Source organism: Streptomonospora sediminis (assembly GCF_054778995.1).
In genome coordinates, this window is sequence record NZ_BAAGYZ010000011.1 from 19,444 (window position 1) to 34,585 (window position 15,142).

14 protein-coding genes are annotated in these 15,142 nt (G+C 72.2%); 2 read left to right on the plus strand and 12 right to left on the minus strand.

All coding sequences use genetic code 11. The features are described from left to right. Positions 1-41 precede the first annotated feature (41 nt). The 8 genes from dgoD to ACYVD5_RS03710 are packed head-to-tail and all read right to left on the minus strand — an operon-like array spanning position 42 to position 8,441. A complete protein-coding gene (gene dgoD, locus ACYVD5_RS03675) occupies positions 42-1,187 on the minus strand; it encodes a galactonate dehydratase (protein WP_460999449.1) in 1,146 nt (381 codons plus the stop codon). Continuing rightward, positions 1,184-1,915, minus strand: coding sequence for a FadR/GntR family transcriptional regulator (locus ACYVD5_RS03680; RefSeq protein ID WP_460999450.1), 732 nt, complete (start codon positions 1,913-1,915; stop codon positions 1,184-1,186). Before ACYVD5_RS03680 ends, dgoD begins: the two co-directional genes overlap by 4 nt. Before the next feature lie 37 nt (positions 1,916-1,952). Beyond that, the gene (locus ACYVD5_RS03685) at positions 1,953-2,708 is read right to left on the minus strand and encodes an SDR family NAD(P)-dependent oxidoreductase (RefSeq protein ID WP_460999451.1); all 756 of its coding nucleotides are present in this window, start codon (positions 2,706-2,708) and stop codon (positions 1,953-1,955) included. 16 nt (positions 2,709-2,724) lie between these two features. Further along, entirely contained in the window at positions 2,725-3,717 is a 993-nt protein-coding gene (locus ACYVD5_RS03690) for a DUF4380 domain-containing protein (RefSeq protein ID WP_460999452.1), read from the minus strand. Continuing rightward, complete coding sequence (locus ACYVD5_RS03695; protein ID WP_460999453.1) at positions 3,714-4,808, minus strand: zinc-dependent alcohol dehydrogenase family protein; 1,095 nt, start codon at positions 4,806-4,808, stop codon at positions 3,714-3,716. The genes ACYVD5_RS03690 and ACYVD5_RS03695 overlap by 4 nt, the downstream gene beginning before the upstream one ends. Before the next feature lie 34 nt (positions 4,809-4,842). After that, positions 4,843-5,853, minus strand: coding sequence for an ABC transporter permease (locus ACYVD5_RS03700; RefSeq protein WP_460999454.1), 1,011 nt, complete (start codon positions 5,851-5,853; stop codon positions 4,843-4,845). Positions 5,854-5,865: 12 nt separating this feature from the next. Beyond that, positions 5,866-7,383: a sugar ABC transporter ATP-binding protein gene (locus tag ACYVD5_RS03705; RefSeq protein ID WP_460999455.1), complete on the minus strand. Its 1,518-nt coding sequence runs from the start codon at positions 7,381-7,383 to the stop codon at positions 5,866-5,868. A gap of 53 nt (positions 7,384-7,436) precedes the next feature. Next, a complete protein-coding gene (locus ACYVD5_RS03710; protein WP_460999456.1) occupies positions 7,437-8,441 on the minus strand; it encodes a substrate-binding domain-containing protein in 1,005 nt (334 codons plus the stop codon). Between the two features lie 232 nt (positions 8,442-8,673). Here ACYVD5_RS03710 and ACYVD5_RS03715 point away from each other — a divergent pair, with 232 nt between their 5' ends. Further along, positions 8,674-9,567 (plus strand): LLM class F420-dependent oxidoreductase, encoded by an 894-nt coding sequence (locus tag ACYVD5_RS03715; protein WP_460999457.1) that lies wholly within the window; start codon positions 8,674-8,676, stop codon positions 9,565-9,567. A gap of 23 nt (positions 9,568-9,590) precedes the next feature. On the opposite strand, the gene ACYVD5_RS03720 is transcribed toward ACYVD5_RS03715, so the two are convergent. The 3 genes from ACYVD5_RS03720 to ACYVD5_RS03730 are packed head-to-tail and all read right to left on the minus strand — an operon-like array spanning position 9,591 to position 11,173. After that, positions 9,591-10,379, minus strand: coding sequence for a tRNA-dependent cyclodipeptide synthase (locus ACYVD5_RS03720; RefSeq protein ID WP_460999458.1), 789 nt, complete (start codon positions 10,377-10,379; stop codon positions 9,591-9,593). Further along, positions 10,363-10,686, minus strand: a complete 324-nt coding sequence (locus ACYVD5_RS03725; RefSeq protein WP_460999459.1) for a DUF6092 family protein — start codon at positions 10,684-10,686, stop codon at positions 10,363-10,365. Before ACYVD5_RS03725 ends, ACYVD5_RS03720 begins: the two co-directional genes overlap by 17 nt. Continuing rightward, entirely contained in the window at positions 10,667-11,173 is a 507-nt protein-coding gene (locus ACYVD5_RS03730; protein WP_460999463.1) for a nitroreductase family protein, read from the minus strand. Before ACYVD5_RS03730 ends, ACYVD5_RS03725 begins: the two co-directional genes overlap by 20 nt. A gap of 200 nt (positions 11,174-11,373) precedes the next feature. On the opposite strand from ACYVD5_RS03730, the gene ACYVD5_RS03735 reads away from it, so the two are divergent. Beyond that, on the plus strand, positions 11,374-12,405 hold the full coding sequence (locus ACYVD5_RS03735) for a methyltransferase (RefSeq protein ID WP_460999460.1): 1,032 nt from the start codon (positions 11,374-11,376) through the stop codon (positions 12,403-12,405). A gap of 39 nt (positions 12,406-12,444) precedes the next feature. Here ACYVD5_RS03735 and ACYVD5_RS03740 read toward each other — a convergent pair whose 3' ends face one another. Beyond that, positions 12,445-14,907 (minus strand): hypothetical protein, encoded by a 2,463-nt coding sequence (locus ACYVD5_RS03740; protein WP_460999461.1) that lies wholly within the window; start codon positions 14,905-14,907, stop codon positions 12,445-12,447. Positions 14,908-15,142 lie beyond the last annotated feature (235 nt).

Below are 15,142 nucleotides of genomic sequence, written 5' to 3' on the forward strand. Positions count from 1 at the left end.
CGCGCCCGCCTGCCGGCAGGCCGTTCGGCTCACCGGTGCGCCTACCATTCCGCGAACGATCCGTCGTCGTGGGTCCACACCGGCGGCCGCCACCGGTGGCCTGCGCGGTCGGCCGCGCGGACCGCCTTCTCGTCGACCTGCACACCCAGCCCCGCGGCTTCGGTGCGGTCCATGTATCCGTCGGCGAACCCGAAAACGCCGGTGTCCACCACGTAATCGAGGAGTTCTGCCTCGCGGTTGTAGTGGATGCCGATGCTCTGCTCCTGGATGAGGAAGTTGGGGGTGGCGAACGCGACCTGCAGGCTCGCCGCCAATGCGACCGGGCCCAGGGGGCAGTGCGGGGCGAGCAGGGCGTCGTAGGTCTCGGCCAGGGCGGCGATCCGGCGGACCTCGGAAACTCCTCCGGCATGGGCGAGGTCGGGCTGGGCCACGGCGATCCCGGCCTGCAGCGCCGGCAGGAACTCGCCGCGGGAGTACAGGCGTTCGCCGGTGGCGATGGGCACCGGGCTGCAGTCGACCACACCGCCGAGCAGGTGGCCGTACTCGGGCAGCACCGGCTCCTCGGCGAACATGGGCCGTAACGGTTCCAGCAGCGGCAGCACGCGGCGGGCCGCGGCGGTGGTGAACCTGCCGTGGAAGTCCACCGCCACGTCGCGGTCGTCACCCAGGATCTCGCGGACCTGGGCCAGGCGCTCCACCACGCCGTCGATCTCGCGGACGGTGGGCGAGCGGCCCACCACCCCGGCGGCGTTCATCTTCACCGCCGTCAGGCCCGACTCCACCCGGGCGGCGACCGCGTCGCGCAACCGGGCCGGATCGTCGCCGCCGACCCAGCCGTAGACGCGCACCCGGTCGCGGACCGGACCGCCCAGCAGCCGGTGCACGGGCATATCCAGCCGCTTGCCGGCGATGTCCCACAAGGCGTGGTCGAGCCCGGCCACCGCGCTGGACAGCACCGGCCCGCCCCGGTAGAACGCGGCCTTGGTAAGGCGCTGCCAGTGGTGTTCGATCGGTGCGGGATCCTCGCCGATCAGCAGGTCGGCGAGTTCGTGGACGGCGGCGCGCACCGTCTCGGCGCGGCCCTCCACCACCGGCTCGCCCCACCCGACGAGGCCCTCGTCGGTCTCCACGCGGCACAGCAGCCACCGCGGGGCGACAAGGAACGTCTCGATACGGGTGATCCTCATGCAGGTCTCTCCGATCCGTCGTCGTGGGCGCCGTCCTCTGTGGCGCGGAACAGGTCCTCGGCCGCCTGGTCCAGCAGCGACCGCATGGCGGCCTCGGCCGCAGCCGGGTCGCCGGCGGCGATGGCCTCGGTGACCGCGGTGTGGCTGGGGACCGGGTCCTTGTGGGATCCGGCGTGCACCAGGCGGTCCCGCTCGGTCAGGCCGGCGGCGAGGAAAATGTCGGTGCGGGTGTAGAGCTCGTTGCCGGTGGCGGCCAGCAGCGCGCGGTGCCACCGCAGATCGCTGGCTGCGGCCTCCTCCGGAGAGGACCCGTGGTTGTCGGCCATCGCCTGCACCGCGGCGCGCAGCTCCTCGATGTCGCGCCCGGTGCGCCGCTGGGCCGCCAGCCGGGCCGCGGTCGGTTCCAGGGCTCCGCGCAGCTCGCCCAGGTCGCGGAAGAACGAGTCGCCCGCTCCCGCGGCGATCTGCCACTTGACCACGTCGGGGTCCAGCAGGTTCCAGTCGGCCCTCGGGCGCACAAAGGTGCCTTTGCGCTGGCGGGACCCGACCAGGCCCTTGGCCGCCAGGACCCGGATCGCCTCGCGGATGGCGGTGAGGCTCAGGTCGAGCTCGCTGCTGAGCGCGGCGAGGTCGATCGTCTCCCCTTCGGCGATCCGCCCGGACAGCACGCGTTCGCCCAGCAACTGCACAACCTGGCCGTGGACTCCGCGTTCCGAATACGCAGACATCGTGTCCGTCCTCTCTAGCCTTTCGGGCGGCGCGGGCTCATGACGATGCCTTGCAGATACTCCACCCTCCGTCGACCGGCAGGCTCACCCCGGTGACGTAGGACGCCTCGGCGGAGGCGAGGAACGAGGCGACGGAGGCGACCTCGGCGGGATCGCCGAAGCGGCGGGCGGCGGTCTGCTCGACGCTGGCGCGGCGGTCGTCCTCGCCCACCTCGTCCCAGGCCGCGGTCAGGATGGGGCCGGGCAGCACGCAGTTGACCCGCACATCCGGCCCGTACTCCACGGCCAGTTGCCGGGCCAGCGAGGTGAGCCCGCCTTTCGTGGCGGCGTAGGCGGGCCGCCCCGGCAGCCCGAACCAGGCGTGCACCGAGGACACCAGCACGACCGAGCCCTGTTGGGCGGTCAGATCGTCCAGGCACGCCCGCACGCCCAGGAACGTACCGGTGAGGTTGACCGACAGCTGCCGCTCCCAGGACGCCGGCGAGGTCTCGTGGGCGGCGGCGATCTCCACGGTGTAGGCGTTGGCGACCAGGATCCCCACCGGGCCGAATTCGCAGCGCGCGGTGCGGACGACGCCCGCCCAGCCGTCCTCGTCGGCGGCGTCGGCCCGCACCGCGACCGCGCGCCCGCCGGCGGCGCGGATGCGCTCCGCTGCCGCCTCCACCGCCGGGGACAGGTCGGTCAGGACCACCCCCGCGCCCTCGGCGGCCAGCCGGCGGGCGACGGCCTCGCCGATGCCCTGGGCCGCGCCGGTGACCACCGCGGTCGCGCCCGTGTGCCTCGCTTCCATCATTTCTCTCCTGCGTGTCCTAAGGGTGGGCGGCCAGTTCGGCGCCGATGGCCAGCGACGCGGTTTCGCCGGGAGCCAGCTCGGTGAGCGGCCCCAGCACTTCGCACTCGACGACGCGGTCGAGGGGGCGCAGCCCGCCCAGGTGTTCGAGCGGGTGCGCCAGCGGGTACTCCAGCCACACCTCGGCGCGCGACCCGCCATCGGGGTAGTGCCCGCCCTCCACCGCGGCGAAGGTCTGCGTGAGCGTGCCCGCGGGCCCCACGTGGCTGATCCACCCGGCGGCGGTGGGGAAACCGACCTTGCCGACCACGTCCTGGTCGGGCACCCGCACCACCCCGGGAGCGTGGTCGACCACGCGCGGATTGGCGTCGCCGGCCACCAGCGGCACCGTGTGCGGGCCGGGACCATCATCCCGCACGCCCACGTACACGCCGCCGGATCCGTCCGCCGGCCCGGCGCCGCCGTCGAGTTGGGTGACGTTCCACAGCGCCCAAGTGCGCCGCACATCCGACGTGTTGGCGGCTTCCAGGTCCAACCGGTAGCCGGACTCCCCCGGCGCCACGGTCACCCGGCGGGTCAGCCGCAGCCCGGAACGGGGGTCGTCGCCGCTGGTCATGGTCAGCACGGCCGAACCGTCGGCGGCCGCGGCCACCCCTGCCGCATAAGGGCCCGAGTCGAGTACGGGATCGGGTGGCCCCGCCCACTCGCCCGGGCCGCCCCAGCCCTGCGGCGCCGGCCAGGTCTTGTCGCCGCCGACGTTGTTCCAGGCGCTCATCGGCCCGTCGGTGGGGCCCAGGTGCACGCCTGGCCGGGGCCGCAGGTCGGCGTCGAGCAGGCGGGGGTTGCGGTACAGGAACTCGCCACCGGCCAGACGCAGGGACAGGATGCGCCCGCCCAGGCCGGGAGCGGCGGTCAGGCGCAGCACGCCGTTGTCGAGGACGATGCGTTCGCCGGGGCCGGTGCCCGCGCGCTCGACGTGCACCCGGTCGCTCAGCGGGCTTACTTCGCTCACTGTCCGTGCCCCTGGCCGCTTGTCAGGACCACCTTGCCGCGGCTTTCGCCGGCGGCGAGGCGGTAGGCGGCATCTGCCTCGGCCAAGTCGAACCGGTCGGAGACGACCCGTTCTGGCGAGAGCCCCCAGCCCACCAGGTTCCCGGCGAGTTCGGCCATGGCCGGCAGCGAGGTCACCCAGGACGCGTACAGCGTCAGCTGCTTGTGCAGCAGGGTGTCGGATACCTCGGTCTCCAGGACGCCGCCCTCGCCGACCAGCGACACGCGGCCCCATTCGGCGGCGTGTTCCAGGGCCAGCGAACGCCCGGGCCGCGAACCCGAGCAGTCGATCACCGTGGCGGCGCCGCGGCCGGCGGTCGCGGCGCCGACCGCATCGGCCGCCTCTTCCGGGGCGGCGCAGGTGTCGAAGACGCCGAGGCCGACCGCCCAGTCCCGGCGCCGCTGGGAGGGCTCGATCCCGATGACGCGGGCGGCGCCCATGCCGCGGCCGACCATGCCGGCCGCGAGCCCCACCGGTCCCAAGCCGACGACGAGCAGGTCGCCGTCCCCGTTGACCCCGATGCGCCGCAGCCCTTCGTAGGCGGTGCCGAACCCGCAGGCGATGAGGGCGCCGTCGACAAAGGACAGTTCGTCCGGCAGCGGGACGCACGTCGACTCCTCGGCCAGCAGGTACTGAGCGTGGCCGCCGTCGCGCTGCCAGCCGTAGGCGGCACGGGAGTCGTCGGTGCAGCTGATCATGTAGCCGCGCCGGCAGTTGTCGCACAGCCCGCACCCGGCGATGTGGTAAACGATCACGCGGTCGCCGGCGCCGAAGCGGCGGCATCCCGGCCCGGCCTGCACGACCGTTCCGGACGGCTCGTGCCCGGCGACGACCCCCCGGTAGGCCGGGCCGTCGATACCCCGGTGGGTTTTGTGCTCGTGGTAGATGAACCCGATGTCGCTGCCGCAGATGCCCGACGCACCCACGCGCAGCAGGACCTGTCCGGGCCCGGGTTCGGGCACCGGCAGGGTGCCGACCGCCGCAGTGGAGTCGCCCGGCAGCCGCACGCCGCGCATGGTGGCGGGCAGCGGCGCAGTGGTGGTCGCGTTCACTCGCTTGCTCTCCTCCGTTGTCGGTGCCTGGGCCTCAGGCAACCCGGTTGCCGGCAGTGCGCCGGTTGATCAGGACGTTCACCAGCACGGCGGCGACGATGATGAAACCGCGGACGACGTCCTGGAAGAACGGGTTGACGCCGAGCAGCACCAGGCCGTTGGCGATGACGCTGATGAACACCACCCCCAGAAGCGTCCCCAGCAGCGAACCGCGGCCGCCGGCCAGCGCCGTGCCGCCGATGACCACGGCGGCGATGACGTCGAACTCCAGCCCGGCGGCGGCTCCGCCGTTGCCCGAGCCCAGCCGGGCGGCGAGCAGGACACCGGTGATGGCGGCGAGCAGGCCGGTCGTGGCGAACAGCAGCACCCGCACCCGGGTGACGTTCAGGCCGGCCAGGCGGGCGGCGGCGGCGTTGCCGCCGATGGCGTAGACCGAGCGCCCGTAGGCGGTGTATCGGGCCAGGTAGGCGAACACCGCGAAGAGGACCAGCATGACCAGCGCGGAGGTCGGGATGCCCAGGAGCGAGCCGCCGAGGACGTCGAACACGGCGCTCTGCGGCAGCGGAACGGGCAGCGCATCCGTCATGTACAGCGCCAGTCCGCCCAGGACGCTCCACAGGCCCAGGGTGGTGATGAACGAGGGGACGTTGAACTTGGCGCGCAGCCATCCGGCGAGGGCTCCCCAGCCCAACCCCAGCACCAGGGTCAGGGCGATGGCGCCCATGACGCCGAGGTTCCACTCGGTGGCCCCCTTGGCGACCAGGACCGACGCAAAGGCCACGGCGGGGCCGATGCTGATATCGATGTCGCCGGAGACGATCACCAGGGTCACGCCCCAGGCGGCGATGCCGATGGTCGCGGCGTTGCGCAGCAGCCCGAGCTGGTTGTCGAGGCTCAGAAAGCCGCTCGCGGAGGCTCCGAGCACCACGTAGAGGAGCACGATGGCGGCGAGCAGGCCGATTTCGTTGAGTCTGCGGCCGTAGCGGCCGACGAGGTCGCGTCCGGCGCGGGGCGCGCCGGCGGGGGCTTGCGTGGTTGTGGTCATGACTACCTCGCCTCAGACCGCCATCGCGGCGGCCATGATGTTGTCCAGGGTGATGTCGCCGCCGGTGAACTCCCCGTCGATCCGGCCCGAGCGCAGCGAAAGCACGCGGTCGCAGACCAGGGGCAGTTCCTCCAGTTCGCTGGAGACGAAGACGACCGCGGCTCCTTCGTCGGCCAGGTCCCGCACGATCCGGTAGATCTGGGCCTTGGCCTCCACGTCCACGCCGCGCGTGGGTTCGTCGAGGAGCAGGATGCGGCTCTTGGCGTGCAGCCACCGGCCGATGACGGCCTTCTGCTGGTTGCCGCCGCTGAGGTTGACGATGGGGGTGTCGGGGCGCGCGGTCTTGATGGAGAAGCGGTCCACAAGGTCCTTGCCCAGCGCCGATACCCGCGAGGGGAGCACGGTTCCCGCGCGCGAGGCGCCGCCGAACCAGCTCATCACCATGTTCTCCGAAACCCCCAGGAGCGGGACGACGCCCTCGCTCTTGCGGTTCTCGGGGGTGATGCCCACACCCAGGCGCTTCATGGCGGCGGGGGTGCGCCGTGCGACGGTGTTGCCCGCGACCGCGACCGTGCCCTCGGCAGGGGTGAACCCGGCCAGCGCCCGCAGCACCTCGGTGCGGCCCGCCCCCATGAGGCCGGCCAGCCCGAGGACCTCGCCCGGGTACAGGTCGAAGGAGACGCCCGCCACCTTGGGCGGCACCGCCAGGTCACGCACCGACAGCAGTGCGGTGCCGGACCGGTCGACGGGGTTGGCGGGGCGCTGCACCGCCCGGTTCTGCTCGCCGCCCAGCATCAGCGACACGATGCGGGCGGTGGTGGCTCCGCGGACCGGGGCGGTCTCGACGATGGCGCCGTCGCGCATGACGGTGACGGTGTCGGAGACGCGGCGGATCTCGTCGAGGCGGTGGCTGACGTAGACGACCCCGACACCGCGTTCGGCCACGCGTGTCACGGCCGCCAGGACGATGTCGGCCTCGCCTGCGGCCAGCGCGCTGGTGGGCTCGTCGAGGATGAGCAGCCGCGGGCGGGAGCGCAGTGCCCGGGCGATCTCCACCAGCTGCTGCTGGGCAAGGGGGAGGTCGCCGACGGGGGTGTCGGGGTCGATGGCCAGGCCGAGGTCCCCGAACGCCTCGCGGGCGCCGGCGCGCATCGCGGCGTGGTCGATGCCCGCGGCCGCTGTCGGCCAGGCGCCGATGTAGAGGTTCTCCGCCGCCGACATCTGCGGGACCAGGCTGAGTTCCTGGTGGACGGTGCCGACACCGAGTTCGGTGGCCCGGCGGACCCCGCCGTCGCCGAAGGGCTTGCCGCCGATCTCGACGGTGCCCTCGTCGGGGGTCTCGACTCCGCAGAGCAGCCGGATGAGGGTGGACTTGCCGGCGCCGTTGCGTCCCAGCAGGGCGCGGACCTCGCCGGCGCGGACCTCGAAGTCGGCGCGGTCCAGGGCTCGGACGCCCGGGTAGGACTTGGACACGGCGCGCGCGGTGGCCACGGCGCCGCCGGATTCGGGCAATGCGGTTTCACTGGTCATTGGGTGCTCCTCAAGCCGCTGGGACGGTGGAAAAGCAGTGCGGACGGACTCGGCTACGGGATGCCGTCCGGGTGCTCCTCCAGCCACCGGGCACCGTCCTCGGGGGTGGTGTAGAGGTCGACGGGCGCGTCGGTGATGAACTCGCCGGACTCGTTGCCCGCGAGGATGTCCTCGACCGTTTCCCCGGCCATTCGGCCCACGGCCAGGCCGGAGATGTCGACGTTGGCCTTGAGGATGGTGTGGTCGTTCAAAGCGCGGGCGGCGTCGGTGGACATGTCGCTGCCGAATACGACGACGTCGCCGGCACGGTCGCTGGTCTTGACCGTGCGCACCGCGCCCATGGTGGCCCCGCCCGCCTCGCCGTAGAAGGCGTCCAGGTCGGGGTGCGCGGTCAGGACGCGCTCGCCCACCCTGACCGCCTCGTCAATGGTGGAGCCCTGCTGGTTTGCGACGATCTCGGCGTCGGGCAGGCGGTCGAACAGCGCCTCCTCGAACCCTTCGCGGCGGTCGACGCAGACCTCGACGAACTCGCAGTTGAGTACGGCGATCTTCGGGTCGGTGACGCCTTCGCTCTCGAAGTGGTCGGCGGCGGCATCGCCGAGCAGGCGGCCGAACTTGTGCGGGTCGCCCAGGATGTAGGAGGTGACGTACTTCTTGGCCGCCGCGTCCTCGATGCAGGTGTTGTAGCAGATGACGGGAACGCCGCTCTCGTGTGCCAGCCGCACCGCCGGCACCGAGGCGGTCGCCGAGACCGGGGAGAGCACGAGGGCGTCGACGCCGGCCGAGGAGGCGATGTCGACGAAGGAGCTTTCCTCCGACGCGTCGCCCTGGGCGTTGAGCTCCAGCAGCTGGTAGCCGTCGCCGGAACTCTGCGCGTGGGCGCGCATTCCTTCGCGGACCCCGGCGTAGAAGCCCTGGGCATCCATATAGACGACGCCGACACGGCCGTTCTCGCCGAGTCTTCCGCCGGCGCACCCGGCGAGGAGCGCCACCGTGCACAGCGCCGCGGTGAGCGCCGCGAGCACACGGCTGCGGGGGCGCAGCTGCCATCGGGGCATGGGGGACCTCCCTGAGCTGACAGGTAACCGCCTCACCTGGGCGGATACCGGCTTGACTACCAGAGAGGCTGCCACTGTGGCCCACGTTACGTCAATGAAAAATACTAATTAATTATTTATCTGGCCGGTGTCCCATGCCCTCGGCACCGTGCTCCGCGCCCCCCGGCAGCCCCTGCAGCCCCTGCTGTGTCGGTCCTGTGTGCCGCCGAGACGCGCCGGTAGCCTCGTCCGCATGGCCGAAATCAACTTCAGTTCGCGCGTCGGTGTCTGGTGGACCAGCGACCGGTGGCCGATCAACGACGTCGTCTCCCGCGCCCGCGAAATCGAGCAACTCGGTTACTCCTCGCTGTTCTACGGCGAGGCCGGCGGCAAGGAGTCGTTCACCCAGGCCGCCGCGCTGCTGGGCGGCACCGAGCGGCTGGTGGTCGGCACCGGCATCGCCAACATCCACGCCCGCAGCGCCGCCGCCGCCGAGGCCGGCGCCCGCACACTCGGGGCCCTGCACCCCGGCAGGTTCGTGCTCGGCCTGGGGGTCAGCCACGCCCCGCTGGTGGAGCACAGCTACGCCGGCTCCTACTCCAAGCCCTTGGCGACCATGCGGGAGTACCTGGCGACCATGGACGCGGTCCCGCCCGAGGTCGAACCGGGTGCCCGGCGCCCGGCCCGGCTGCTGGCCGCGCTGGGACCGAAGATGATCGGGCTTTCGGGCACCGCCGCCGACGGAGCACACCCCTACCTGGTGTCTCCGGAGCACACCGCGAGCACCCGCGAACTGCTGGGTCCCGACAAGTGGGTGGTCAGCGAGCAGGCGGTCGCGCTGACCACCGACCGGCAGACCGGCCTGCAGCGGGCCCACCAGCACCTGCACATGTACTCGCAGCTGCCGAACTACCGCAACTCCTGGCTGCGCCAGGGATTCGACGAGTCCGACCTGGTGGTCGGCGGGTCGGACAGGCTGGCCGGGGCAATGGTGGCCATGGGCGGTGCCGAGGCGGTCGCCGCACACGTCAACCGGCACCTGGAAGCGGGAGCCGACCACGTGGTCGTCCAGGTGCTCGGCGACGACGCCGCAGCCGATCCGCTGCCGGCGCTGCGCGAGCTGGCCCCGGCCCTCGGCCTGGGCTGAACACGCCCCGGCCGGACTCCGGCCTATGCAGGTGCGCCGGAGTTCGCCGGTGGCGGGGTTTCCTGCTGTTCGTGCCGGTCGGTCCGGCCGGTCGCGGGGTTGCCGATCGCGTCGGTTTGGTCGATGGGGCACACGACCACGTGCCCCTGGTTGGGGTGGAAACACGCCGAAACGCTGCGCAGCCGCGGCAGCACCGGCAGCAGCGTGTGATAGCAGGAGACCGAGGACGGCACCCCGAGGACTTCGGGGGTGCTGAGCAGGAACGGGAGTTCGGCGCGCAGGTATGCCAGACCGGCGCGCAGCTTGGCGCAGTCGGGATCGGGTTCGGCGCCCAGCAGCCAGCGCACATGGTCTTCGCACGCGCGCTGGACCCGCGGGTTGGTGGCGGCCTCGTGGTCGAGGCGCCGCCTGGCGGTCTGGTAGCCGGGCAGTTCCTCGCACTGCGACAGGGCGCGGACACGGGTGCGGCCGGTGGCGGCGGTGCCCTCGACGGCGCGGCGGATACGGCGCCGCACGTCGCGGACGGCCCTGGTGGCCCGCCTTGAGGCGCGTTCGGGGCTGCAGCCCGAAGCCACGTGCATGTCGGCCAAGTGGCGGTCGGGGTAGATCACCTCGACGGTGGCGAAGTTCCGGTGCGCCCAGCCCAGGAGCCGGACCAGGCGCGCTTGAGTGAAGTAGCCGTTGCCGGCGCTCACCCCGATCACGGCGTGCTCGCCGCGCGCGAGCAGGCGGCGGCAGGAACGGGTGAACGGCTCGACGTGGAAGCCTTCGTGGGAACTGGCGGCCGGCGGCGGTTCAGGCGGAGATTGCACCGGGGCCCTCCAGAACGGTGGCGAGCTGTGCGCAAAGGCGGTCGAGGAAGGTTTCGACATCGCGGTCGGCCATCGGCCCGGCCATGAACTCCTCGAGTTGCGCGCGGACTTCATCGAGGCCGGCGGGGTCGGCGCCCAGGCGCGCGGCCAGGGCCAGGACGCGGCGGGATGCGTCCAGGCAGCGGAGGGTGCCGTACTCGGGCGGTTCCTCAAGCAGTCCGCGGCTGCTGCTGAGCAGGTAGGCGGCCAGCAGCAGGAGTTCCTCGCCGGCGCGCGGGGCCTGGCCCTCAGTTTCCCCAGGTTTCATGGCTGATCACCTCACTCGGGTCGCGGCGGGGAGCAGGGTCGGGGGCCAGGGCCGGATAGCCGATCGGGACCAGCAGCAGCGGGTCGAAGTGGTCGGGCAAGGCCAGGAAGCTGCGGATGGGGCCGGCGCGGAAGCTGGCCGTGGGGCACGCGCCCAGCCCCAGGCAGTGCGCCGCCAGCAGCAGGTTCTCGACGGCCATCGCGACGCAGAGCATGCCTTCGTCCCAGCCCTTGGCCGCGCCTCCGACGCGGCGCGAGCGGTCGAAGCAGGCCGCCACGATCAGCGGTGGAGGGTCGATGATGCCCGGCGAGAAGGCGCGGATCAGCTTGAGCGTGCGCGGCCGGCGGACGGCGACGAAGGCCCAGGGCTGCTTGTTGGAGGCCGAGGGCGCGGCGAGCATGGCATCCAGCAGGCGGTCGAGAGTGGTGTCGTCGACAGGGCGGTCGGTGTAGGAGCGAACGGCGCGGCGGGTGGTCAGGACCTGCAGTAAGTGCGCGGGCCGGCGCGCGGACTGCTGAGTATCGCGAGTGGCCTGAGTGCCCGCCTTACCGCCCGAAGCATTGTCGGATTGCGATGACTTGGTCACCCTTCGTAGTTTACATTGGTGAACGGCCCCCACAGCCGCAAATGCGAATCCGGCGTTCTGCCGCTGCGCTCTGTTCAACGACCCCCTTGTCCGAAAGGCGGATGACCACCGTGCCGACCCCATTGCCTCCCAGCCCTGCCGCCACGCGGTTGCTGGAACTGATCACCACCAGCTGGGTGGCGGCAGCGGTCGGTGCCGCCGCCGAACTCGGCGTCGCCGACGCCATGTCGCCGGAACCGCTGCCCGCGGCCGATATCGCCGACCGGGTCGGCGCCGACCCCGAGGCCCTCTACCGGTTGCTGCGCGCCTGTGCCGATTTGGAACTGGTCGAAGAGGTCCCCGACCGCCGGTTCCGGCTGACCGATACGGGCCACGCGCTGCGCAGCGACGATGCCGAGTCCATGCGCGGATACGCCAGGTGGGTCGGCGGCCACGCCGAACGCTCCACCATGGCGCACCTGGCCCAGGCGGTGCGCACCGGAGGTGCGGTCTTCGAGGAGGTCCACGGGCAGAGCGCGTGGTCCTACCTGCGCTCGAACCCGCAGGCCGCGGCGGTCTTCGACCAGGGCATGACCGACATCTCGGCCCAGCTCACCCGCAGCGTGGCCGGCAGCTACGACTTCGCCTCCTGCGGCACGCTCGTTGACGTGGGCGGCGGCCGGGGCCGGCTGCTGGCCACCGTGCTGGCCACCTACCCCGAGGTCACCGGCGTGCTCTTCGACCAGCCCGACGTGGTCGCCCAGGCCGCACCCGTGCTGGCCGAGGCCGGCGTGCAGGACCGCTGCCGGACCGTCGGCGGCGACTTCCTGGCCGCGGTTCCCGCGGGGGGCGACACCTACCTGCTGTCGAACGTCATCCACAACTGGGAGGACCGCGAAGCGGCGCAGATTCTCCGGCGCTGCCGCGAGGCCATGGCCGCTGACGGACACGTGCTGCTGGCCGAGGTCGTGATGCCCGACGGCACCGGCCCCGCGCGCACGGCCAAGTTCATGGACCTGAGCATGCTCGCCCACTGCAGCGGCAAGCAGCGCACCAGGGAGCAGTTCGCCGACCTGTTCCAGCAGGCCGGGCTCCGGCTGACCCGCATCGTGCCATGCCACGGCACCGACGTCGTCGAAGCGGTGCCGGCCTAGCGGTGTAACAGCAGCCGACCCCCGCCGCCGCACGCGGGCTCACCGGTCGCCCCCGGCCCAGTCGGCGGTTTCGGCAAGGAGCGACGCCGCCTTCTGCGCGTAGGCGGCGTCGCCACTGGAGACCGCCTGCTCCAGGTAGGGGCGGGCGGCCCCGGGCTCGGCCCTGCCGCAGAGCATCTCACCGATGCAATACGCCGCTTCGCCGATGAGTTCCGGGTCGTCGGCGTCGGCGGCGTCCTCCAGTGTCCGCTGATACCAGCCGATGGCGTCGGCGGTGTCTCCTCGCAGGTCGTACGCCTCGGCGATGTAGCCCGCGGCGAGCGCGGCATCGGCGTGTGCGGATTCGGCCACCGGCCCGAGCAGCCGCAGGAAACTCTCCGGCGGTTCGCGGCGCTCTTGGGCCAGCACCGCGAGATTCATGGTCGCCCTGTGTGCCACCTCCTCGGTCCCGGCTTCGGCGGCGCGGACCGCCCAGGTGCGGGCCGCGTCCGTGTCGCCGGAACGGTAGGCGTCCACGCTCAGCCAGAGCATGGCGTCGTCCGCGTGCGCCTCGTCGAGGCCGGCGAGGTCCCGCATCAGCTCCGTCGCAAGGCGGCGGTGGCCGCCGTCGCCGACCCACCGTGCAAAGTGGTAGGTGGCGTAGGTCTCGGCTGCCGGGTGGCCGCCGGTTTCGGGGTGTCGGCCTGCCAACCGGTACGCCTGTTGTGCCGCGTGTGCTTCGCCTGCGGCGGCGAGCCGGTCGCCGAGCCGGTAGATGGTCCATTCGGCGGCAGCGCCGTCTCCAAGGGCGTCGGCTTGGTGCCGGGCCGCCCTTATCCAGTTGGCGGACGCCGTCTGCCAGTCGCTTTGCCGGTTCCGCAGTTCGGCCTGGCGCCGTGCGGCGGCCACCCGTTCGCGGAACTTGCGGAGTCCGTCTTCGGCCTGCGCGAACGCGGCGCAGGCGGCATCCGGGGCGTCCTGTGCGGTGTGGAGGAGGCCGAGGTTGCAGGCGGGGACTGCGGCGATTTCCGGGTCAGGATCGGTGAGGGCGGCTCCGCGCCGCAGCCAAGCGGCGGCCTCATCGGGATCGCCGCGGTCCCGGGCGTCGGTGCCGAGCCGGTTGAACGCCCGCCCGGCAACGCTCGGGATCCGCTGCTCGGCCGCGGTACCGAGCCGGGCGAGGTCGGCGGAGCCGCCATCCTTCTCCAAGAGCCGGAACAGTTCGAGGCCTGCCTTCTCCCAGCGCGCCAGGCGTGCGGCGGTGACGGAACCGGTGGGGCCCGCGGTGAGAAGGCGGTGCAATCCTTCGGCCGGTTTCCCGGTCGCCAGGCACATCCGCAAGGCCTCGTCGGCGGCCTCGCCGACCCGCGGAGACCGCACGGTGGCCAGATCGATGAGCAACGCGGCGGCGCGTTCGAGGTCGGCCGGATCGGTCATGGCGGTGAGCGCGACGCGGGCCGATACCTCGTCCCGCTGCGCCAGGGCCGTGCCGAACCGGGCGGCTGCCGCGGAACCGCACGCTGCAGTGAGCACCCGCTCCGCCGCGTCCGGGCCGGATTCCGCCAGCATGCGGAGGGCCGCCTCGGCCGGGGTTTCGATGCCGGCCAGCCGGCGGGCTTCGCGGACCAGATCGAAGTGAGCACCTGACTCCGCGAGGTCCGCCGCGTCCGTGAAGGCGGTGACGGCCCCGTCCTCGTCGCCGCTGCGGCGCTCGATGGTGCCCATGGCAAGAGCCGCCCGGACCGGGTAAGCGCCCGCCTCTCCAGGGGAATGCCCGGCGATGCACATCCGATAGGCATGGTCGGCCGCCACCGAATCGCCGCGGTCGGCGTGCAGGTGCCCGAGGTAGAGCAGGGCTTTTGCCCTGTGTATCGGATGGTCGCCGTCGACCGCCTGCTGATAGGCCTCCTCGGCACCGTCCAGGTCGCCCTTCTCCTGGCGCAGCCATCCGAGGACGAAGGCGGCATGAACACTTCCGTCCGCGGCGTCGAACCGGTACCCGTCCTCGGTCTCAAGGGCGTCGGTATCCGCTCCCCCGGAGGGAGCGGCTGCGGTGCTGCAGGCGGTGGTGCCCCAGGCGGCGCCGGAGTACAGCCCTTCCAGCCAGCGGGAGTCGGTCACCTCGACCTCGTAATCGCCCTGCGCCAGCAGGTGTTCGTCTTGCCACCGCCCGTCGCGTTCGTAATAGAACGTGTCCAGGCGGTTCCAGGCTTCGGCGTCGAGAGGGTGGTTCCGGGTGGCCACACGGTCGACCCGTGCGACGAAACGGCGGGTGTGCGTGTCGACCCAGTCCTGGTCGAGGAACTCGCCGATGTCCACGAGGTCGGTCAGCGGCTTGGCGGTACCGCCGGTGCCGTGCTCTTCAGCGCCCTCCCACAGCACCCGGAAGAAGAAACTCGGATCGTCGGGCAACAGGTGCGTCCCCCAGGCCGGTTCGTAGTAGACGACGAATACGCGCAGCCGCAGCAGGCGCCGCTCGGGCTCGACACCGAGCACGCGCACGCCGAACAGATCAGTGGACATGGGCAGCCTTCCGGACCGGCAACGGAACGGACACTGTAAAACCCGCCCCCGACAGAGCCGCCGCGTGCTCGGTTCGGTCGGCGGGCTCCGCGCCGAGCAACCGACAGCCGCACCGCCCCTGCAGAAATGCGCAAAAATCACAGCTGAGACGGTCATTCCTTCATGATCATCGCCAATGCCGGGAAGTTAGTGCCGGGCGTGAGATGTCAACCCCGGCGGCAAACAGGACACGGCC